Here is a 22,700-nt window from a genome sequence, read left to right as displayed (position 1 = left end):
ATGCGACATTTTCGAATTTCCCCCCTGATCACACTTTTTCTATGTCTGTCTTTTTCTGTTTTCGGGCAGGGAGAGTGGAAAACCCTTTTTAACGGTAAAGATTTTACCGGCTGGAAACAACTCAACGGCCAGGCAAAGTACACCGTGGAAGATGGTGCGGTTGTAGGAACTACCGTGCGTGGTACACCCAACAGTTTTATGGCCACGGAAAAAATGTACGGCGATTTTATTCTGGAGCTTGAGTTTTGGGTAGACCCTGAAATGAATTCCGGTATCCAGATTCGCTCCAACAGCCTTCCTGAATACAAAGAAGGCCGGGTGCACGGCTACCAGATTGAAATTGACCCATCAGAACGCGGATGGAGCGGCGGTATTTATGATGAAGCAAGACGTGGCTGGCTGTACCCGCTAGATCAAAATCCTGAGGGACGCACAGCTTTCAAAAATAACCAGTGGAACCATTACCGCGTCGAGGCTATCGGGTCTTCTATCCGTACCTGGGTAAATGGCATCCCGACCGCAGATCTGATTGATGATATGACCGCAGAAGGTTTTATTGCCCTTCAGGTGCATGCCATCAGAGAGGAAGATCCGGAAGGAAAGCAGATCAAGTGGAGGAATATTTTTATCCAGACCGAAAACCTGAAACCCAGTCCATGGACAGATATTCATGTTGTCAATAATATACCCAACTACCTTTCTCCTCAGGAAAGAGCGCAGGGCTGGCAGCTGCTTTTTGATGGTAAGACCACCCAGGGATGGCGCGGTGCACATAAGACATCATTTCCTGCCAAAGGGTGGAAAGTTGAAAATGGCGAGCTGATTGTCATGTCATCCTCCGGAGCGGAAGCTCAAAATGGCGGAGATATTGTTACGATGGATGAATACAGCACGTTTGAGTTCCAGTTAGACTTTAAAATAACCCCCGGCGCAAACAGCGGGATCAAATATTTTATTACCGAAGAATATCTCAAAGGCAAACCCAATGCAGGTTCTGCTATCGGTCTGGAGTATCAGATTCTTGATGATGAAAAACATGCGGATGCGGCCCTGGGAGCCGGAGGAAACCGTAAGATCGGATCACTTTATGATCTCATTCCCGCCAATAAAGGCAAAGTAGTAAATGCGCCCGGAGAATGGAATCATGCGCGTATTGTGGTAAGCGGGACAAGGGTGGAAGAATGGCCGAAAGGCAATAACCTGGAAAAATCGGAATTTGTCGGTGCACATGTCGAGCATTGGCTCAATAACCGTAAAATTGTTTCCTATGAGCGTGGTGACCAGGCTTTTGGCGCGTTAGTTGCCCGGAGTAAGTATGCAGAATGGAAAGATTTTGGCAACTGGCAAAGTGGACACATTCTCCTTCAGGACCATGGAAACGAAGTACACTTCCGCAGCATTAAAATCAGAAAGCTATAATGAAAAAAGTAGTAACCTTTGGCGAAATCATGCTTCGCCTTTCCACACCGGGATTTCAGCGCTTTGTCCAGGCTTCCTCTTTTGAAGCGACTTATGGCGGTGGCGAATCCAATGTCTCTGTATCCCTTGCTAATTATGGTATTCCGACCGAATATGTAACCCGCCTGCCCAACAACGACCTGGGACTGGCTGCCGTAGCCAACCTCCGCAAACACAATGTAGGGGTAAATCATATCGTATTTGGCGGTGACAGGCTGGGTATATATTTTCTCGAACACGGCGCCGTGAGCCGCGGCAGTAAAGTGGTCTATGACCGTGCCCATTCCTCTATTGCAGAAATCAAGAAAGGAATGCTCGACTGGGAAAAAATATTTGCCGATGCCAACTGGTTTCACTGGACAGGTATTACGCCTGCCATTTCTCAAAGCGCAGCAGACGTTTGTCTCGAAGCGATACAGACCGCCAACCGGATGGGCATCACCGTTTCTACCGACCTCAATTACCGGAAAAACCTCTGGAAATACGGCAAAAAAGCCAGCGAAGTCATGGCAGAATTGGTCGAAGGTTGTGATGTCATCCTGGGTAATGAAGAAGATGCTGAAAAAGTATTTAATATTCACCCTGAAGGAGTGGATGTAACCAAAGGCCATGTCGAGGGAGCTGCCTATGAGTCGGTCGGACGTCAGTTGATGGCGCGTTTTCCCAGAGCAAAGAAAGTAATCATCACCCTGCGTGGTTCTGTTTCTGCCTCACACAATAGCTGGTCAGGGGTATTGTGGGATGGGAAACAATTATTCAGTGCCCCAACCTATCAGATCACCCATATCGTGGACCGTGTGGGCGGCGGAGACTCCTTTATGGGCGGACTGATTTACGGTTTGCTGACATATCCAAATGATGATCAAAAGGCACTTGATTTTGCCGTAGCAGCTTCATGTCTGAAACATACTATTCACGGAGACTTTAATATGGTAACTGTGGATGAGGTAGAAAAACTCATGGAGGGTGACGGATCGGGAAGAGTAAGCAGGTAATACACGGGCTTTCATCAGAAATGCTTATGTTTTTGCAAACTTCGGTGTGTACTGCATCGCCATATTCGGAAAAATGAGAAGATGATATGACGGTCTAACGTGCTTTCCGGCGATGATTGTCTGGATTCATGGCGGAGTGCTGATTTGGAAAAGTCGGGAAGATTTGCCGCAGGAGCAAATGGCGTTTTATCTGGAAAATGGCTATTGAATAGGTGCCATTGACTACAGACTTGCTCCGGCAGCAAAACTGCCCGACATTCTTCCGGATATTACAGATGCGGTTGTATGGGAAAAAGAAAATGGAGAAAAACCGCCCCATTTTCTGAAGTTTTGGAACTCGTCCTGTGGTTGGCCGAAAACAATATAAACCATCATTTCATTGAAATGAAGAGGTACGGGCATGAATTTGAATGCGGGTTAAAAAATGCGGAGATCAAAAAGACATTTGAGGCAATCATTCATTTTTACAAATTTTACTAAAAGCTCAATTGAAAAAGTTTAAATTGTAAGAGGATAATCTGAAATTTTACAACAAAAACGAAAAACTAACTACTGAGCATGTGCCTTAAAGAGAACAGGCATTTCCCGCAAGGCTGGGGGCTTGTATTTCTTAGATTTGTGAATATCATTTTACATGAGGCGGTATTGCTGGCTTTATTGCTACTGGTATGTCCTTTGGTTTTTGCACAAAACATTCAGTTTGAGCGCATTCCAAATGAACTGGGGCTTTCGCAAAACTATATTTCTGCCCTATGCCAGGACCGGGCAGGTTTCATCTGGGTAGGCACCAAGGACGGCCTGAACCGCTTCGACGGCTATAACTTCAAAACCTTCATTTACGACCCTTTCGACTCCCTCTCGATTTCCAATAATTTCATTTACAGCTTGCTGGAAGACAGTGAAGGCCGTCTGTGGGTAGGTACAGAAAAAGGTCTGAATTTGTACAACCCTCAGACCGCGTCTTTTACCCGGGTAAACTTTCCGGCCTCCGCTGATTTTCAAACCCCGCTTGCCGATATGACTATCTTCTGCATTACGGAAGACAGGGATAAAAATATATGGCTGGGCACCATAAATAATGGGGTGATTAAAATGGCATTTGCCAACTCAAATCGCGAGGTCGCAACAGCACAAGTTTCCGTTTATCCACCTACGGTACTGTATCCGGATGAAACCGGAGTTAATCTGGTTTTCAGGTTGAATGCTGATACGGAAGGTAATATCTGGGTAAGTTATTATCGCCATATCACCCTCATCAAATGGGACGCAACAAAAAATGCCCATACAGCTACAGATCTGGATTGGGAGGATATACTCGATGAAAAATGGAAACCCAGAAAGGTAACCGACTATCCGTATAAACCCAGAGATGTCAACTTTGATCCTAATACCTTTTCTTTGTTCTCAGGCAATGATAAAACCCTGTGGATCAGAACGGTTGAGGGTATCGGAAGGTGGAATCCCGCCAGCGGTCGCTTCGATTTTGAACCGTTGGATTTTGACCGGAGTGATTATTTCAACTCCCCGTTGGTAGGAACCGCACATATCAGCCTGGAAGACAGCCGGGGAAGACTTTGGATAATTGGAAATTTTAACATGGCCGTTTACAATCCTGCCACACATCAGGTAGAATACAGCATGAAAACCATCGGCCCCAATACCGGACCTATTGACCTTCCGGTAGGCGTGAAATGTTTATTGGAAGATAATGCCTCAAACATCTGGGCCGGGACACTGGGATTAGGGCTATTCAAATATTCTACCATCAACAATAGGTTCAGGAGAAAAAGCTGGAATGTAGGGGCTACCGATCATAGTATAAGAACCCTCTGCCAAACCGCAGACGGTACGGTCTGGCTTTCAAATGGTATTCAGGTGCTCAGATGGAACAGACAACAAGAAAAAAAGCCACAAGTCGTTGGATTAAACAACCCCTGGGCGGGGAATTCATCTGACAAGATGATCGGGACGTTTTATGCTTTTTGTGAAGACAGGCAGGGCAACCTCTGGGTAGGGGGAGTTCAGTCTGTACTCACAAAATGGGTACTTAAAAACGGGCAGATCACAGATTACTCTTTTTACAAGGTGGGCCCGGATGGAGAAGATATTTTCGATATATATGAGGATACGACAGGGCAAGTCTGGCTCATCACAAACAAACGGTTTGGGCGGTTTGACGAAAGCAGCAAAACTTTTCAGGGAAAGCCTTATCTCGATGATCCAAAGCTCAATCAGGGTCTGACAGGAACACCTGTCATCCACCAGAGTGCCGACGGCACTTTCTGGCTGGGCACGAACGAAGGCCTGAAACATTACGACCCAGTGCAGGAGACTTTCACCTCCTATGTCAATGACCCGAAAGATCGGAACAGTCTGTCCAACAACAGCATTAAAACGATTTGCCCTGACCCCCGGTATCCTGAAAAGGTATTATGGATAGGCACAGCCGGAGGTGGGCTAAACCGCTTTGAAATAGCAGACCAGACCTTCACCCACTTCAGCAAAGAAGACGGACTGCCCGACAACGTCATCTACGGCATTCTGACCGATGAGGAAGGCTGGCTCTGGATGAGCACCAATCAGGGGATCGCCCGATTTGACCCCACCTCGCATATATGTTTGACTTATACCAAACAGGACGGCCTTCAGGACAACGAATTTAATTCTTGTTCCTACTTCAAAAGCCCGTCAGGGGAATTGTTTTTTGGTGGCATATACGGCTTCAATTCCTTTTTTCCGGGCGATATACAAAACAGCACATTTAAACCCCCGGTCGTTATTACCGACCTGTTGCTCGCCAACAAAAAAGTCAGGTTTGGTATGCCCGGCTCTCCTTTGGAAAAACCAGTCGATCAGACCTCCAACCTTGTCCTGTCTTATCAGGACAAAATATTTTCCTTCGAATTTGCAGCCCTGGATTTCACTGCGCCGGACCGGAATGAGTATGCCTATATGCTGGAGAATTTCGATAACGACTGGCAATACATCAACAACCAGCGTAACGCCACGTTTACCAATATCAGCCCGGGTACTTACACCTTCAGAGTCAAAGCGAGCAATTGCGACGGGGTGTGGAATGAAGAAGGCACAAGCCTGGAAATCACCATCCTGCCCCCCTGGTGGGAAACGTGGTGGGCCTGGTTGAGTTATATATTTATATTAGGTGGGGCAACTTTCTGGTTTTACAAATTCCAGCTAAACCGCAGGTTGGAGCAGGAAGAGGCAAAAAAAATCAGGGAAATGGATGCGCTGAAAAGCCGCCTTTATACCAATATCACACATGAATTCCGTACGCCGCTGACGGTCATCATGGGCATGACCAACGAGTTGAACGATCTTATTCAACAATCTTCAGCCGGGGTAGCTGATAAAGGGAAATTTACCAAAGGTTTTTCCCTGATTCGAAACAACAGTCAAAACCTCCTTCGTCTGATCAACCAGTTGCTCGACCTTTCCAAGCTCGAAAGCGGTATGTTGAAGCTGGAGATGACGCAGGCCGATATCATCCCCTATCTGGAATACCTTACAGAATCATTTTCAAGCAGGGCGGTAGAAGATGGGATCAGGCTATTTTTCTATACTGAGGTGAAAAGCCTCGTCATGGATTTTGACGAAATAAAAATACAGCACATCGTCTATAACCTCCTTTCCAATGCCCTTAAGTTTACCGAACCCGGAGGCAAAGTCGTATTGCACACACAACAGCAGACAGAAGCCGGCCAGCCCTATTTTCAACTCAAAGTCAGCGACACCGGCATTGGGATCTCCGAAGAAAATCTGACTCATATCTTTGACCGCTTTTATCAGGTGGACAATACGGTTACCCGCAGAGGAGAAGGAACCGGCATCGGCCTGGCGCTGACCAAAGAACTGTCAGAACTGATGCAGGGCCGCATACAAGTAGAAAGCAGGCTGGGAGAAGGGACGGTCTTCACCCTATTGCTGCCCATTCGCAACATGGCGGTAGCGGAAGCGATAAACGTTAAGCCCACCGATATTTTGCAAGTGTCTGAGCCAGAAACGGTTTCGTCGTCTTTGGATACCGAAGAATCTTCGGCTGGCAACCCCCTGCTACTGGTGGTGGAAGACAATCCCGATGTGACCTACTACATCCGCCAGTTGCTGGCAAAGGAATACCAGATCGAAACAGCCGCAGACGGGCAGACCGGCATAGACAAGGCCTTTGAGCTTATTCCCGACATTATCATCAGCGACGTGATGATGCCCCGGAAAGACGGCTTTGAAGTTACCGAAACCCTTAAGAACGACACACGCACCAGCCATATACCCATTATTCTCCTTACCGCCAAGGCCACCGAGGAAGACCGGATTGCCGGGCTAAAAAGCGGTGCAGATGCTTACCTCCAGAAACCCTTCAACAAGGAGGAGCTTTTGGTAAGGCTAGAGAAGCTGGTAGCATTGCGGAAGATGTTATTGGAGCGTTATGCCCAGGTGAGTCTGCAATTACCTTCAGGTAGCCTCCTAATCAAAGGCGAGCCGACGCTTGATGATATTTTCTTACAAAAAATCCTACAGCTAATAGAGGATAAGATAGATCAATCTGACCTTGGTATTGAAGACATGTGTAGGGTAGTCGGCCTCGGTCGTACCCAACTCTTTCGCAAGATCAACGCATTGACCGGTGAAAGCCCCATCCGCTATATTCAAAAAATAAGGCTTAAAAAAGCGAAAGAACTGCTGCTTACTTCAGAACTAAATGTCTCGGAAATCGCCTATGAGGTTGGATTTTCTGACCCTAACTATTTTGCAAGAGCCTTCAGCAAAGAATTTGGCATCCCTCCCTCTGCCGTCCGCAAGTGATTGATTTTTAGATATTTAATTTGTTGAGTTCCATCTCGATGGAACTCATGTGCTATTGTTTTTATGAAGAGATGGTAGCCATGTACAGATATTCTGTACGCTCATCCAGTAAGATAATTGAAGGTCGCCTCATCTTTGGGTTATCAAATGGAAATACATGGAATAATCATTTTTAGGCACTTTAATTACTAGTTATTATGGAAAATTTTCAGAGTATTTTGGAAAACTTTTATTTCCACATTACCCACACAAGTGGTAAGAACCTTCGCGTATGGGGATCGCCGACAGATGTCCCGAGAGCATACCTTGACAATGCTACCTCGATATTTACCTACTTCAAATTTGAAGACATCGTTTTGAAAGCTTGGAATAAAGATGCTAAGGGAAGAAGTATAAGTGGATCCTGGAGTTGTAGCATTCGCATCATGCAATCAAACAAATATCTGACCCTGGACTGGAAAGATGAAGAGCCTGTTTATTGGACAGGAGCAAGCGATAACAAACGCACAATGCTGATAAGTTTCTCAGCGCAGGAAGGTAAAGAAGTCATCTGGTCCATTCAGGACGATTACGCCAGGCACTATTTGAAAGCTGATGAGCCGAATAATAGTCATGCACCTGTGCTCTATAAGAAAAATGAGCCTAACGCCGATTGGAAAATTACTCCTGCCAGGCTTATGCTGGAGTATCAACTGATGGATATCGAATACGAGCAAGGGGACTTAGATATGTTGTCACCTCCTGATAAATCTGCCGGTGGAAATACTACCGTAGCAAATACTGGTGAAAATAGCGATAAAAATCGTACACGGACGGATGTTCTTTTTGTGAAAGAAGTAGATCTGGATCCCCAGTTAGGGGTTACTGCTGATGATACTTCAACTGTAACAAAAAGTAAAGTGAGCACCTTCGAGTTTGGGTTCTCACAAACGCTGGCTGTAGGCGCTACGGTTTCGACCTCCGTGTCAGCACCATTCGGCATAGCTGATGTAGAAGCAGAGCTCCGCGTGGATGCGACCTTTAGCGCTAATCAAAACGTTGCCGTCACCACAGAGGTTGAATATCAATTTTCTACCGCTATACATGTCCCTGAGAATGAACATGTAAAGATTATAGGGACGATAGACTGGGTCGATGATGCTGAGGTTGGGTTCACCTCTACGTGGGCAGTGCGGGGGTTTGCTGATAAGATTAATGAATATGCTCCGGACGGCGGCGATCCTCTGGAAGAAGAAGAAATTTTAGCCATTCTCATTTCCAAAGGCTTTAACGGTACACCTGCGAAATCTTCTTTTAATTCATCTGCTCTTGTGAAAATAGCGGGTACGCTAATCGGTGCTTTTGGATTCCATGCAACAACAAAAGTTGTGGCAGCAGACGCCCTGTCGGGAAATGATACGCAGGCTTTAGGTAAACAGGAGTCTGGCGAAGATGAATGATCATTTAATATTTCTAAAAGTCGACCACTCAGAAGCGTTGTTGCGCTGAACCATGCTGTAAATTCTCTCCATTCTTTCTTTTTCAAGGAGTCTGGATCGAGTTCATATCTTTTTTTCAACTGTTTAAAATAACAACTGTCATGAATATCTATTGGAAAGTTGCCTCAAAAGGCAATATACCCGAAGGCGCTATTGTCGCTGGGTATGAAAACAATTTGAACCCTCTTTTTCTTTGCCGTGCCAAAACAGGGCAAGGTTTGTATCCGGGAAAAGTAAGGCTGCGATTCGGTGCGGCCAATATTGGCTGGGGAGGCCAGGAAATTAAAGTAGAAGAATATGAAGTGTATTGCGGCGGAGGGAAATGGGTGACAGCCTCAGAAGGCCAAATACCGGACGGCGCCATTGTTGTAGGCATTGAAGTCACAGGCGCACCAGTCTATGCAGCACGCGCATTCCTCGAAGGGGGGTTGCATCCGGGGCAGATCAGATCAGGGCAGGGGGGGGCTCTTATTCCGTATGGGCACAAAGAGCATTTGTTAAAAGTGTACGAGGTTTTGGTGGAAAAGTGATCTGGCAATAAATAGCTATTCTGATATTCTGCCATCAACATGGGCCCACCTAATCAGACTGATAGGAAAGTGGTTTGCGAATCAGCAGTGATAGAAATAACCATCCGCAAAAGCAGATACGAATAAATGTCGGATGAAAGCCAAATTTTTCGTAAACCATTTTCCTTTAAGTATAGCTGGGAGTGAGCTGCCTAAAACCCATTTAAAAAACCTTATTACAACAAACCTTTTATTATGAAACTCATTAGCATCCCCCATCTCAAAAAACTTACCCGGCAAGACGACCTGACCCAATATGGAGAAATCTATTTCAGGTGTTCAGGACTCCAGGTACCTGAAGCATATCTCTCCGGCAGCGGCAACCGGGTATATGGTATTTATTACCAGAAGCAGATGATCGGAGGTTTTATCCTTGGAAAAGGTGAGACTCTGCGTACTCTGGAGGTTTTTGCTAACCCCGATGCCCGCGAACAGTTGTACCATGAACTTGGCGCAATCGGCGATTGCACGGAGATTACCTGTTTCTGGATTGCCCCGAAGGTGAGAAGGAATACCGCACTCAACACTTTTGTGTGGATGTGTCTGGGTTTTTCCCTGAGATGGTATGGTGCCAAAAACATCGTTTTTGGTACCTGTTCGGCCTCTCTGGCACGTTTGTACAGCTCAACCCCCAGATCTGTCCTGATCCACCGGGATATGGTAAACGACAGGAAAACCTTCATTTTCCGTGGCGACCGCCATATGTGTCTTCACGCTTTTATGGAGATTCTTAGCTATAAGTGGGCGCGTTTGACCCAGATCCGCAACTATCAGACTTCGCAGATTTTGTCATCCACCAATCATTCATCTTAAAAAACCGATAAATATGAGAACATTTGATGCAAGTGAGTTAGGCTTTAAACTCAATCCTTCAGAGCTGAAACCACTCTATAAAACCAAATCCTGGCTTCACGGTGCTGCCATGTTGATGGACTGGATCCTGATTTTTGCAGCGATCTTTCTCTACGTTCAATTCCCGGCGCCCTGGGTGTATTTTTTTGCGGTATTGGTCATTGGTGCCAGAATGCATGCGCTGGCAATCCTGATGCATGATGCTACGCATTTTCGGTTTTTGAAAAACAAAACCCTGAATGACCTGTTTTCCAATCTGTTTATCATGTATCCCATCTTTTCGTCAATTGAAGTTTACCGAAAAAATCACCTGGCCCACCACCAAAAACTGAACACGGAGGAAGACCCCGACTGGGTAGCCAAACTGGGGAATCGCGCATTTACCTTTCCGAAATCCCGGCTGGAATTTTTTCTCATGCTCGGCTCATACCTCATCCTTTATCAGGGAATCATGGATTCCATCTGGTTTTTCAAAAGATTTGGGGGAATGGGGAAAAAACAAAACTCACAAACAAAAGGAACGCCAGTGAAACTCATTTTTTACCTTGTGCTTTTTGGTACCATCACGTGGCTGGGAATCTGGAAATATTACCTGCTCTTTTGGATCGTGCCCTACCTCTCCACTTTTTTCATGTTTCAGTATATACGGAGCGTGGCTGAGCATTTTGGTGGACTGGCCTACGATAATCTGCTTTCTTCAACCCGAACCGTAAAACCCAACCTTCTTGAAAGTTTCTTTATTTCCCCTCACCAGGTAGGTTACCATTTGGAACACCATCTATATCCGGGCGTTCCATTTTATCATCTGCCCAAACTGCACAAGCTACTCCGGAAACAGGAGGAGTTTGTGGAAAAAGCCCATTTAACTCAGGGATATACTACCGGTTTGATACAGGAACTAAGCGGAGGGTAATAATATGATTCTCACGTTATTTAATGAAACTCCCCTTCCCGGAACATTAAAGCCCTGAAAACCTCCATTTTGCCCACGGGAAATTTTAAAATCCTCCGTAATTTTCCTTCGGAATAATCATTAGAACTATGGCTTCGAAAAATCCGGACTGGAAAAAAGGCAGAGGAAAATTAGGGGTTCTGACGCCTCTGTTGGGGGAATGGCACGCTGAGGCCGATTCTCCCATGGGAAAGGTGATGTGCACCAGAAAATTTACCCAGGTACTCGGAGGGAAATATGTACAATTGGATGCAGAATGGAATTTTGGAACACAGTCCTATCGGGAGCACGCACTGTACGGGATCAAAGATGATCTGATTACGTTCTGGTCTTTTACTTCAGACGGGAAAAATTCATCTGGCAGACTGTCTGACGGCACCGACATCCACCCTGATGCGATATGTTTTGAAGCCATAATGCCCGCCGGATTGGCCCGGATGATATACTGGCCGGCAGAAACCGGGATGAACTGGGCGGTGGAATCCAAAACAAAAAAAGGCTGGAACAGATTCACCCTGCATCATTACAAAAAAATCGTGTAGGTATATAGCAGGATGTACTTTATTTCCCCATTCCAAATCCTCCCTGATAGCCGTCGGCGGTGAGGTCAGAGATTTCGCTGATGCCGGTGAGTAACAATTAAGGAAAAGAGCAGAAGAGTCAATGTAGGATGCATGACAATCGTAAAAAATAGCGGGAGCGTTTCTGCCAACTTCAATTGTAATATTGGCAACCGTTCTATACCTTCGGAGTTTGTTTAAACGGAGTAGAAAAACCTATAATCATGGCACGTTTTACACGAATTCAGGTAGCGACTACCTTTCAGCAGATGGGGATACTTCCACTGTTTTATCATGCAGACCTTGAGCTCTGCAAAAATCTGCTTAAAGCTTGTTATGACGGAGGTATCCGTGCACTGGAGTTCACCAACCGGGGTGATTTTGCCCATGAGGTATTTGGTGAATTGAATAAATACGCAGCGAAAGAACTGCCTGAAATGATTTTGGGCATAGGTTCGGTGCTGGATGCCGGCACTGCTTCATTATTTATTCAACTGGGCGCCAATTTTGTGGTTTCCCCTGTACTGAACCCCGACATGGCGAAAGTCTGCAACCGCCGCAAAATTCTCTGGGCTCCGGGTTGCGGGAGTTTGTCTGAAATCAGCTATGCGGAAGAATTGGGGGCTGAAATTGTGAAAATTTTCCCCGGTGCGGAAGTAGGCGGCCCCAGCTTTGTAAAAGCGGTGAAAGGCCCGTGTCCATGGTCCAGTATTATGCCCACCGGTGGGGTAAGTCCTACCCGTGAAGGACTGAAAGAATGGTTTGACGCAGGCGTTACCTGCGTAGGCATGGGCTCACAACTGATCTCCGCAGACATCATCAAAAACCGCGATTACGCCAGTCTGACCCAAAAGGTAAAAGATGCGCTGGCTTTGGTTAAAGAAGTGCGCAAATAGATATTGACAAGTTGTTTCCGGTGCTGACTAAAGTGAATATCACACAGCGTCGGAAACAGCGATTACGGAAATTTCTACATTTACATTTTTGGGCAGAACCGAAACTTCTACGGTTTCTCTTGCCGGGAAATCTGCGGTAAAATATTGCCCATACACTGCATTTACCTTGGCGAAGTCATCCATACTGTTGAGAAAAATGGAGGTTTTGACAATGTGTGCATAAGAAAGACCGGCGGCCTGCAGGATCGCACCTATATTTTTCATTACCTGCGCGGTCTCCTCCTGAATTTCATTTGTAATCATCGACCCGGAATCGGGATCAATGGCAATCTGTCCGGAGACATAGAGGGTATTTCCTACCTGTACAGCCTGGCTGTAAGGGCCGATGGGTGCAGGTGCGTGAGGGGTATGGATAATTTTTTTCATATGAATAGCTGGAAAGTATCAGGAAACAATAACGGCGGTTCCGTAAGCGAGAATTTCAGAAGTACCCGCAGCAATCGAGGAAGAAGCCAGGCGCACATTGACGATGGCATTGGCACCGAGTTTTTCAGCTTCGTCAATCATACGATCGATTGCCTGGTCGCGGGCGTCGGTGAGGAGTTCTGTATATTCTGAAATTTCGCCACCTGCAAGCATTTTAAAGCCTGCGATAATATCTCTTCCGACAAACCGGGCCCGGGTAGTACTGCCGCGTACCATACCTATGACCGTTTCGATTGTTCTTCCGGGTATATCAGGGGTATTTACAACAAGCATAGTCGTGTAGTTGGAAAGGTTTATTTAGCCAGTAAGGTAAGAATCTTTGGGATAAAAATAATTCCCCAGACAACCGCACAGAAAATCACACTGATCAGTACGGCTCCGGCAGCAACGTCTTTGGCTTTGCCTGCCAATGGGTGTGGATCGGGGGAAACCAAATCTGTCAAAAATTCCAGCGCGGTATTCATGCCTTCTGCCACCAGTACCAATGCCATACAAATCAGAATTAAACACCACTCCGTGGCATTCAGCCCAAGATACCATCCGAGTAAAGAAATAACCAATACAGCCAGCAGATGAATTTGCGCATTCGCCTGGGTACGGAAAAGTGTGGCTATTCCCTTAAAAGCATAACCAAAACTGCGAATACGGGATCGTAAATAGTTGGCAATGGCTGACATGTCGAATTCCCTTTTGCAAAGAATTACAGGATATTAATTTTTGTTTTCCTTTTCATCTTTGCGGTTATATTCTGAAATCTGGTCAAGCAGGGAAAAATCTCTGTATATAGAATTCCCCACAATTGCTTCTTTTATTCCGACGGCTTTGAGATGGTCAACATCTTCGAAAGTATTAATCTGACCTGAAGCGGCAAATATTGCTTCGGGAAACTGTTCGACCAACTCTTTGTAAAAAAGAATATCGGGACCTGATTCTCTGTGGGTGGAATTAATATCCGTACAGATAAAACGCGTAAATCCCTGATCCAAACATTTTCTTATCATTGAGCGCATGGTAGAATCATCGGCAGGGTCGGTCCAACCGTGGCATGTCAGTTGTCCGTCGAGTAAATCAAGAGAAATCATGATTTTTTCGTTGTGGATATGTTTTGCCTCACTGATTTCTACCAGGAAATCAAAATTTTCAAAAACCACCGAACCAAGCACAAAATGGTCTACCCCCGAATATTGTAAAGATTTGAGGTAGTCCATATTGTTAATCCCTCCGCCGACTTCCAGGTCGGGGATGGTCGTGTTGGCAAGGGAAGCAATGAGCGCCTTGTTGTCCAGACCATTATCTATGGAAGCATCTACATCTACGAGATAGATACGCTGAACATTATGGCGCGATATCTCATCGATCAGATCGTAAGGATCATAAGGGAGAAATTCGAGCCGTTCGTAATCACCCGGACGGTATATCGCCGGTTTTCCTTCTTTGATGTATAGGGCGGGAATAATTTGCATGTACCAATTAACAATACAACTGAGAGATCTCAAAAAAATTCCTAAATTCAGTTTACAGACCCCCCAAAAAATGAAAATCACAAAAATCACCTCAGAGGTTTTTGAATGGGCTCGCCCCGGGCATTGGAACGGTAGTCACTTCTACGGAAATGCCAGCCTCCACAAAATCACACTGTACACAGATGAAGGTATCACCGGCATCGGTTGGAATGGCGGTACGGCTGCTACGCGTCCACAGCGCATTTTTCCGTGGTTTGCCAACTTTTATCGTCCTCTGCTGCTGGGCAGAAATCCTATGGATACCCGGCAGTTGTTGCAGGATTTATGGGTAAAACAAATCAAGATTCTCGGTTCTTCGGGATTTCACACCCAGGTACTGGCTGCGATTATGATTGCCTGTTGGGATATTAAAGGAAAAGCGGAAAATAAATCCGTACATCAATTGCTGGGAGGTGCCAAATCAAAAATCCCCGCCTATATCGCCGGAGGGTATTATGCCGATAAAAAAGATTTGAAAGCCCTTCAGGATGAGATGTTGTATAATGTGGAGATCATGAACGCCCGGGCGGTAAAGATGAAAATTGGCGATCCCAGGGCCGGTTTCTCCGGAGATATGGCCAGAGTCGCGGCGGTAAGAGATGCCATTGGCCCCAACGTAAGCCTTATGGTGGATGCCAATTGTGCGTGTGACCTTTCTACTGCGATGTCATTTGCAAAGGAACTAGCCCATTATAACATCTACTGGTTTGAGGAGCCGCTTACAGTGCCAGATTTTGAAGGGTATAAAAAGCTCCGCGCAATGTCTCCGGTAAGGATTGCCACCGGCGAAAATTACTATACACTCGCTGATTTTCAGATGTTGACCGACCGCCAGGGGGCAGATGTGCTGAATGTAGACGTGGCGATTTGCCCCGGTTATGATGTCGCTGTTGATGTCGCTCACCTTGCCGAATCAAAGGGTCTGACTATAGCGCCACATGGCTCACAGGAATTACAGCTACCATTGGTAGCCGGCGTTTCCAATGGAGAAATTCTGGAGTACTACCCCATCGAAGTAGATCCGCTTCGCAGTAAGATTTTTTATCCCCAGATAGAACTGGACAGTGAGGGATATGTAAACGTGCCGGAAAGACCCGGTATCGGTTTTGACCTGAATATGGAGGTTCTCAACCGATACCGGGTTGATATTTGAAAAATATTTTACCGGAGAAGGGTGATACTGCCACTTCTTTCGATGCGGTTGCCGTCAAAGTCAGTACCTGAGAAGCGGTAAACGTAGACACCTTCCTGAACCGGGCTGCCTTTGTATGTACCATCCCAGCCATTGTCAATGGAAAGTGTGGTAAACAGTTCGGTACCCCAGCGGTTGAAAATGCTCAGCTGGAAGTCTCGGATAAACCCTCCCTGTATGAAAAAGACATCGTTGTGCCCGTCGTTGTTGGGCGTAAAAGCATTGGGAATATATACCCGGGGTATAAAGGTATAACAAGCGACATTGGACCAGGACTCCACGCCACAGCCGGGGGAAGATTCTATAGATTTGACCTGATAGCAGTATTTTCCTTCTTCAAGAATCACCGTTCGGTCGGTATAGTTTCGGGTGAAAGTCTCAAAACTCCCCAGCAATTCGTCATTGCCTTCCTCCGGAATAGAAAATAATTCATGGCCGCCGATACCACTAATCCAGCCCCGGTAGTTGCCCCAGTTGAGGAGGAGTTCGTCATTATTTTCCCGGATACTCAGGAATATGGTGCAGTGCGGCTGAGACAGAAGTTCGGAGCCACAGGCATCTACTAAAGCGAGTCTGTAGCACCATGAACCATCGGAGGCCTGGTTCATAGTATCCAGCCAGCGGCTGGCGTTGGGGTCAAAAATTTCGTCAGCGAGTTCGTAGCCCTGTTCGTTGTCTCCTTTTCTGTAAATGCGGAAACTATTAAAAGAAGATATCGAGAGCGGATTCCACACTACTTCGACCCCTGAGTCGCGTGTAACACTTACCCTGCAAAGTTCAATGTCATTCCCAGAAGTAGAGCACAATTCCTGTCCGGGGTCGCTGACCAGAAGATCTGGACAGAGTTTGATTGTTTGAACCCGGTAACAATATTGGCGGGTATCGGTATTGCTGGCAGTGGAATCTGTAAAAGAATGAACGGCAGGATCTGTGACCGAGGCGAGCGGAATCCATTCATTTCCTTCCTGCCGGAATATCTGATATTCTTGAAATCCGAGTCGGTTGCCGGCATTCAGACCTTGCCAGCTTATTTCTATTGTATTATTGTTGAGTACACTTACGCACTCCATGTCTGGGGGGAAAACAGTTCCCGGAAGTACTTTGATATACAGCGTATCGAGGGTAATATTGGGACCCGGGCAGTCGTCATCATCTGTTGCCTGAATGATGATCATCGGGTTAAATACATTATCAATTTCGCAGGAGGGAGCCCAGCACAGTGAGGCATTCAGCGGGGCAAGGCCTTGTTCGGAGTTAAATCGGGCACCCAGTTGGAATACCTCTCCGCTGGCTACTACCTTTACCTGATCCTCTTTTACCCCCGGGCCGTTGAGGTCGAGAATTTTAAAGTCAAAGCAGGATTCCACACCCCGGAAGAAAATAAGGGTATCGCCATTTACCTGAGAGGAAGTCGGGCGTTCTACTTCAGGCGGCAGGTTGATCGGGCAGTCGATGACATTGATCTGGATGTCCCGTTTGACTTCACTGAGTAATACACCGTTGCGGTATTCATATACTGACAGCGAAAATACGTACTGACCAGTCTGCCTGGGTCTTACCCGCATAAGGCCTGTGCGGGAATTGACGGAAAGATTAGGGCTGCCATTCATGACATTATTTATGCCGTAAGGCGGGCGCCAGTTGACCGCCTGGTATGGCGGAGCCGAAGGGATGGGGAAAGGATTTGCACGGTCACCTGCCGTAAAGGGTACGGTTAGGGCATAGACGAGAGAATCTCCGTCCGGGTCTATGGCGCTATGGTCAAATTCAAATAATTGATTTACACAAATATAGGTAGGTAAGGTCTGCACAAACTCGGGAGAATTGTTGCAAACATCTGTATTGGGGATAAAAGCCGGAAGAATCATACCCGAAGATTCGGGTTGAAGAATATTTTGTATGGTGCGGTTACGGCAACATCTTGCCCAGGCGAGAAAATATCCATTTGGATTATCCGGCAGGGTAACGGTATTTCTGAATGTAGCAAGGGCATAACAGAGCCCGCTCGGAGGAGCCACACAGGTATCACTCGTGGTAAGCTCCAGAATCACCGAATCGCGAAAGGGAATATTCAATTGCCTGACCGGGTTAAATGTGCGGCCATCGCGGATATAGATGGTTACATTTTGATCAAAAGGGGTATTACTAATCGGGAACTGCAATGACGGGATACAATCGCGGTAAACATAAAGCGTAATCTCATATTCATTCAGTCCGGAGGCGGTTTTTCCCAGACAACGATAGGTAAGATCACCACCTACCAGGTGTTCTCCCCAGACCTGTCCGGCAGAAAATACCATGACAAGGAGGAGGAAAAAAGACCGAAGAGGGTTTGAAGGAAAAATCATGTTTGTTTGTTTAAGATCATTAAACCATGAGAACCGCTTTTTCCTGAAATTTAGCAATTACCGTTGTGACAGAAGCTGTAGAAAAAAAATCCCGATTCTTGAGTGGTGAAGACTAAATTTGAGAAAAAATTATATATATACTAATACGAGTACAACTAAGTAACGAACAACCATAACACACATATTTTTTTCGTATGAAATGGATTCTTCAACCTAACCCTCCTTCAGAAAACATTGAGCAGATGGCTGCTTCTCTCAGCAGTAAGCATACATTTCCCCATTCCCTCGCCAGTATTCTCCTGCAGCGCAATATCTCATCATACGAACTCGCCAACGCATTTTTTGTTCCGGACAGTTCCCTTCAGCACGATCCATTTCTGATGAGAGACATGAAAGAAGCGGTAAACCGCATTATCCGGGCAAAAATGACCGGAGAGAAGATTGTGCTGTATGGCGATTACGATGTGGATGGCACTTCAGCAGTTACGCTTTTGGCGCTATTTATGAGCGAGTGGGCGTTTAACTTCTCCTATTACATTCCTGACAGATATAAAGAAGGGTATGGGCTTTCTTTTACAGGCGTGGACTCTGCGAAAAAAGAAGGCGCCGGACTGATCATTACCCTGGATTGCGGAATAAAAGCTGTAGAGCAGATACGATATGCCCAGACTCAAGGTATTGATGTCATTGTATGCGACCACCACCAACCGGGCGCAGTACTTCCCCATGCGGTAGCTGTATTGGATCCCAAGCGGGAAGGTTGTGATTATCCATTTAAAGAACTTACCGGCTGTGGTGTCGGACTCAAGCTGATACAAGCGATTACACGCAACTTCGCAGAGAATGGTTGGCTTTCCTCCCGACCAGATTACGATCCATTCCATTCATACTGTGACTTAGTAACGCTCAGTATTGCCTGTGATATTGTACCCATTACCGGAGAAAATCGAATCATTGCCTATCATGGGTTACATAAGTTGAGAACTCAGCCTCTGCCCGGTATCAAGGCCATCATGGCACAGGCTTCAGAACCTCGGGATTGGGACATATCAGACCTGGTATTTTTTATTGGGCCGCGGATCAATTCTGCCGGTCGCCTTGGCGATGCGAAAGATGCGGTAGAGGTATTGCTGGGTAAACACGACGCGCTGGAATCTCTGGCGAAGGAATTGCATGACTCCAATGAACTCCGCAAAACGCTGGACCGCCAGACCACGCTGGAAGCGTTGGAAATGATAGACCAGGACAAAAGGTATGCGCAAAAATCTACTACTGTATTATTTAACCGGGAATGGCATAAAGGAATTATCGGTATCGTAGCTTCACGGCTGATTGAGCAGCACTACCGTCCTACGGTGTTGCTCGCCATGGCAGATGGAAAGCTGGTCGGATCAGCCCGGAGCGTGATCGGCTTTGACCTGTATGCAGCGCTGGAATCCTGCGAAGAGCTATTGCTGCAGTTTGGCGGCCATAAATATGCGGCTGGCCTCAGTCTCCGCCCCGATGATTTTGTAAGATTTGCAGAAAAATTTGATCAGATTGTGAGCGAAACGCTTACCGAAGAACAGCGAACGCCCGTTCTGTATATCGACCAACCTCTGAAATTTTCCGAAATAGACAGCCGGTTTATTCGCCTGCTCAACAGGATGGAACCTTTTGGGCCGGGCAACCGGAGACCGGTTTTTATTTCACGAGGGGTGAAAGTTTTGCATGCGGTTGTATTAAAAGAGGCACATGTTCGTTTTGTCCTGCAACAGGAAAATATTATGTTGGAGGCGGTCGGTTTTAATCTGGCAGCCCAATGGGCAAAGATGCCGGAAGGACTGTTGGATATTGCCTTTCAACCGATGTTTAATACCTGGAATCAGAAAGTCACAATTAATCTTAGAATCAAGGATTTCAGACCATCAAATGAACCTAATGCAACATATTAAGTTTTTCGTAATTGCTCTTTGGCTAATGAGTACTGCCGCCTCCCTGAAGGCGCAGATTCTCACATGGGAATATGAAAATATCATTGACGACACCTATGAATCGGGCGCAAATCCCGATATGGTGAAAGATGCCAGCGGTAACCTGCATGTCTCTTACTGGAACAAAGAAACCGATCGGCTGATGTACGCTTTCAGACAAAAAAGTACGGGCAAATGGACGGCCGAGTCTGTGAGCAATAACGGCACCCTGGGCTTTGCTTCCGCAATTACAGTAGATGGTTCGGGAAATGTACACCTCGCCTATATTCAGGACGAATCGGGGCGGGCATATCTTCGCTATGCCAAACGTTCGGGCGGTGTATGGACTACGGAAACTGTATCAAGCGAAGATTTGGGTATTTATGGTGCGGACCTCAATTTCCCAACCTACGTCCACCATTCGCTGGATATTATGATCAATGCGGCCGGTGCGCCAGTGATTCTTTTCTTTGATGGAAAAGTTCAAAGCCAGGTTTCCTGCCCGGCTCCCATTAATCTGATCTACAACAACTATGATCTGGATATGAATGTCGCCATCAGAACGGGCACCAACAACTGGCAGGTCTCGGGTTTTGAGGATATCCCCGACAGGAAAGGGACTGGCTGCCTCGCCGACGGCGACAGGTTTGGTGAATTTTGTCGGATCTTACCTTCCGCCGGAGGAAAATATCAGGCAATCACCAATTCTTTTCACAACCACGATCTCCTGCTATTTTCCTCACAACCCAATGATGTCAATAACTGGAACCTTACGCGGGTAGATTCTACCAGCAGACAGTATATCGTGGAGGCCCGCCACTTCCGGGAAAGTTTTGACTACATAGATGCAGCGATGACCGGAGACTCTATCCTGCATGTGACTTATGGACTTTCCACTTTTTATGGTCTGTTGAGCTCAGAGCCGACAAGAAAGACATTTTATTATGCGCAGATCAATCTCAACAAATTGGGCACACCCGGCTATACGCCGTATATTTTTCGCTTTCTTCCCAATACCATTTACCGGAGTTATTATTCTATCGCTGCTCACAGCAGCGATTCGGTATATCTGACCTATTACAGTGTGCCTGACCGAAAGATGGTCGTTTCGTACTCCTACAACGCCGGTGTCAGCTGGCAGTTTGATACAGTGATGCAGGTCATTACCAATACCTATACCCGGACACAAACCTACGGTGACAGCCTGTTTGTTCTATCTTATGAGGCGGACAAAGATTATCTCATACTTTCTTCCCGCAAGCGAACCGGAACCGTATGGCGGCATGAGACTGCCACTACTTCAGAGACAAGGGGAAATTATATGAGTTCCTATATGGTGCGAAATGGCACCGACGATGAAGCACATATTTTTTTCAATGAATATCAGGAAGAACAGTTGTACTATGGAGAGCGGATGAATGACAACTGGAGTTTTACACCCGTAGATGCCCCTGGTAAAGGCGGTGCAAATGTGGCCTTATACCAAAATGCACAGGGAGAACCCTGCGCGGCTTATGTGTTTACCCGCACAAAAGAATTGCGATATGCCCAAAGGCAAAACGGAATCTGGTCAACGAATCTTGTGGATGCCGCTTCTAATCCACGCGAAGTCGTATTGGCCACAAAAGGTGATTCCATTCATATCTGTTATTTTGATCTGAACACAGGCCATTTAAAATACGCCCGCGCCAGTTCGCCTTCCGGTCCGTGGAATCTTTCGGTACTTGACAGTTCGAGTGCCATTGTCGGACAGCGTCCCGATCTGTATGAAGATGCTGCGGGAAATCTCCACCTTTCCTATTTTGATGCTTTTCAGGCAAAGCTGAAATATGCCCGTAAGCCGTTAGGCGGAGCATGGGTAAAAGAAACGGTTACGCCTGCATCTAATTACAACCCCTCGTTTAGCTCAGTCAGAGTAAATAGCCAGGGTGATCCTATCATTGCCTTTCGCGATGCCAACAACAACGCCATCTTTCTTGCCGAAAAAACCAGTCCGGTAAACTGGAACATCAATGAGGTTGTCATAGGAGATATCACCAATCTGATTGGATCTCCATTGAAACTGATTATCGATACCGAAAACCGGCCATGGATTCTGTATAACTACAGCTCCAACCACGACGACCTGCGTCTTGTGCGTCGAGACGGAGCGGGCGTCTGGAATCCCGTATCCGTTACAGACAATAGTGCAGAAGTTTCCAATGTTTTTGATTTTCACCTTGTGGGAGATGATTTTTATATTCTGGGTAAAAAAAATCAGCCCGAAAATATCGGGTTAGGTTTGCTTTATGCCTCACAGGGAGTACGTACGGCAATGGAATCGGAGTTGAACAGCCGGGAGCTGAAAGTTTACCCCAACCCATTGAGCAGCGGTATGGGTACGATCTCGTTTGACTTACCTGTGGCCGACAGAATTTCTATAGGGATTTACAACCTTTCAGGACAAATGATATACTCTGTCACAAAAGACGAACCAGTTGCCGCGGGAAATCATCAGAAAACCTGGAATGCAGAAAATATCCCGGCAGGTGTGTACATTTGCAGACTTTCCGGAGAAAGCTTTACTACCTATCGTAAATGGGTATTAATTCGATAATATATAGTTTTAGCATACAGAAAAGCGATGCCTTTCCTGGTGT

Annotated in this window: 18 protein-coding genes; 12 read left to right on the top strand and 6 right to left on the bottom strand. The window is 46.3% G+C overall.

Going from position 1 to position 22,700, the window contains the following annotated elements; all coding sequences use genetic code 11:
• Together R3D00_29710 and R3D00_29705 are read left to right on the top strand one after the other, a co-directional pair.
• Positions 1 to 1,419 (top strand): DUF1080 domain-containing protein, encoded by a 1,419-nt coding sequence (locus tag R3D00_29710; GenBank protein ID MEZ4777391.1) that lies wholly within the window; start codon positions 1 to 3, stop codon positions 1,417 to 1,419.
• Positions 1,419 to 2,453 carry a sugar kinase gene (locus R3D00_29705; GenBank protein ID MEZ4777390.1) on the top strand — a complete coding sequence of 345 codons (1,035 nt, stop codon included), beginning with the start codon at positions 1,419 to 1,421 and terminating at the stop codon, positions 2,451 to 2,453. Before R3D00_29710 ends, R3D00_29705 begins: the two co-directional genes overlap by 1 nt.
• A gap of 94 nt (positions 2,454 to 2,547) precedes the next feature.
• Here R3D00_29705 and R3D00_29700 read toward each other — a convergent pair whose 3' ends face one another.
• Positions 2,548 to 2,772: a hypothetical protein gene (locus R3D00_29700; GenBank protein ID MEZ4777389.1), complete on the bottom strand. Its 225-nt coding sequence runs from the start codon at positions 2,770 to 2,772 to the stop codon at positions 2,548 to 2,550.
• A 299-nt stretch (positions 2,773 to 3,071) separates the two neighbouring features.
• Here R3D00_29700 and R3D00_29695 point away from each other — a divergent pair, with 299 nt between their 5' ends.
• The 7 genes from R3D00_29695 to R3D00_29665 all read left to right on the top strand — a co-directional run bounded on the left by R3D00_29695 (position 3,072) and on the right by R3D00_29665 (position 12,581).
• Positions 3,072 to 7,274, top strand: coding sequence for a two-component regulator propeller domain-containing protein (locus R3D00_29695; GenBank protein MEZ4777388.1), 4,203 nt, complete (start codon positions 3,072 to 3,074; stop codon positions 7,272 to 7,274).
• A gap of 197 nt (positions 7,275 to 7,471) precedes the next feature.
• Positions 7,472 to 8,713: a hypothetical protein gene (locus R3D00_29690; protein ID MEZ4777387.1), complete on the top strand. Its 1,242-nt coding sequence runs from the start codon at positions 7,472 to 7,474 to the stop codon at positions 8,711 to 8,713.
• A gap of 140 nt (positions 8,714 to 8,853) precedes the next feature.
• Positions 8,854 to 9,282 carry a DUF3421 domain-containing protein gene (locus R3D00_29685; protein ID MEZ4777386.1) on the top strand — a complete coding sequence of 143 codons (429 nt, stop codon included), beginning with the start codon at positions 8,854 to 8,856 and terminating at the stop codon, positions 9,280 to 9,282.
• A 234-nt stretch (positions 9,283 to 9,516) separates the two neighbouring features.
• The gene (locus R3D00_29680) at positions 9,517 to 10,134 is read left to right on the top strand and encodes a hypothetical protein (protein ID MEZ4777385.1); all 618 of its coding nucleotides are present in this window, start codon (positions 9,517 to 9,519) and stop codon (positions 10,132 to 10,134) included.
• A 13-nt stretch (positions 10,135 to 10,147) separates the two neighbouring features.
• Complete coding sequence (locus R3D00_29675) at positions 10,148 to 11,086, top strand: fatty acid desaturase family protein (GenBank protein ID MEZ4777384.1); 939 nt, start codon at positions 10,148 to 10,150, stop codon at positions 11,084 to 11,086.
• Positions 11,087 to 11,214: 128 nt separating this feature from the next.
• Positions 11,215 to 11,667, top strand: coding sequence for a hypothetical protein (locus tag R3D00_29670; GenBank protein ID MEZ4777383.1), 453 nt, complete (start codon positions 11,215 to 11,217; stop codon positions 11,665 to 11,667).
• A gap of 242 nt (positions 11,668 to 11,909) precedes the next feature.
• Complete coding sequence (locus tag R3D00_29665) at positions 11,910 to 12,581, top strand: bifunctional 4-hydroxy-2-oxoglutarate aldolase/2-dehydro-3-deoxy-phosphogluconate aldolase (GenBank protein ID MEZ4777382.1); 672 nt, start codon at positions 11,910 to 11,912, stop codon at positions 12,579 to 12,581.
• Positions 12,582 to 12,620: 39 nt separating this feature from the next.
• On the opposite strand, the gene R3D00_29660 is transcribed toward R3D00_29665, so the two are convergent.
• The 4 genes from R3D00_29660 to R3D00_29645 are packed head-to-tail and all read right to left on the bottom strand — an operon-like array spanning position 12,621 to position 14,530.
• Entirely contained in the window at positions 12,621 to 13,007 is a 387-nt protein-coding gene (locus tag R3D00_29660; protein ID MEZ4777381.1) for a RidA family protein, read from the bottom strand.
• A gap of 18 nt (positions 13,008 to 13,025) precedes the next feature.
• Positions 13,026 to 13,340: a YbjQ family protein gene (locus tag R3D00_29655; protein MEZ4777380.1), complete on the bottom strand. Its 315-nt coding sequence runs from the start codon at positions 13,338 to 13,340 to the stop codon at positions 13,026 to 13,028.
• 20 nt (positions 13,341 to 13,360) lie between these two features.
• Entirely contained in the window at positions 13,361 to 13,744 is a 384-nt protein-coding gene (locus tag R3D00_29650; protein MEZ4777379.1) for a diacylglycerol kinase family protein, read from the bottom strand.
• A 33-nt stretch (positions 13,745 to 13,777) separates the two neighbouring features.
• The gene (locus R3D00_29645; GenBank protein MEZ4777378.1) at positions 13,778 to 14,530 is read right to left on the bottom strand and encodes a HisA/HisF-related TIM barrel protein; all 753 of its coding nucleotides are present in this window, start codon (positions 14,528 to 14,530) and stop codon (positions 13,778 to 13,780) included.
• A 70-nt stretch (positions 14,531 to 14,600) separates the two neighbouring features.
• Between R3D00_29645 and R3D00_29640 the strand changes: the two genes are divergently transcribed.
• Positions 14,601 to 15,722 carry a mandelate racemase/muconate lactonizing enzyme family protein gene (locus R3D00_29640; GenBank protein MEZ4777377.1) on the top strand — a complete coding sequence of 374 codons (1,122 nt, stop codon included), beginning with the start codon at positions 14,601 to 14,603 and terminating at the stop codon, positions 15,720 to 15,722.
• An 8-nt stretch (positions 15,723 to 15,730) separates the two neighbouring features.
• Here the strand turns inward: R3D00_29640 and R3D00_29635 are convergent, their stop codons facing one another.
• Positions 15,731 to 18,109 (bottom strand): gliding motility-associated C-terminal domain-containing protein, encoded by a 2,379-nt coding sequence (locus R3D00_29635; GenBank protein ID MEZ4777376.1) that lies wholly within the window; start codon positions 18,107 to 18,109, stop codon positions 15,731 to 15,733.
• A 194-nt stretch (positions 18,110 to 18,303) separates the two neighbouring features.
• Between R3D00_29635 and recJ the strand changes: the two genes are divergently transcribed.
• A complete protein-coding gene (recJ, locus tag R3D00_29630; protein ID MEZ4777375.1) occupies positions 18,304 to 20,043 on the top strand; it encodes a single-stranded-DNA-specific exonuclease RecJ in 1,740 nt (579 codons plus the stop codon).
• A 25-nt stretch (positions 20,044 to 20,068) separates the two neighbouring features.
• Positions 20,069 to 22,657, top strand: a complete 2,589-nt coding sequence (locus R3D00_29625) for a T9SS type A sorting domain-containing protein (GenBank protein ID MEZ4777374.1) — start codon at positions 20,069 to 20,071, stop codon at positions 22,655 to 22,657.
• Positions 22,658 to 22,700: the final 43 nt, after the last annotated feature.

It is taken from the genome of Bacteroidia bacterium (genome assembly GCA_041391665.1).
Taxonomy (GTDB): domain Bacteria; phylum Bacteroidota; class Bacteroidia; order J057; family J057; genus JAGQVA01.
The sequence above is the reverse complement of the archived record's forward strand: the minus strand, read 5'-3'. Positions and strand labels throughout refer to the sequence as shown.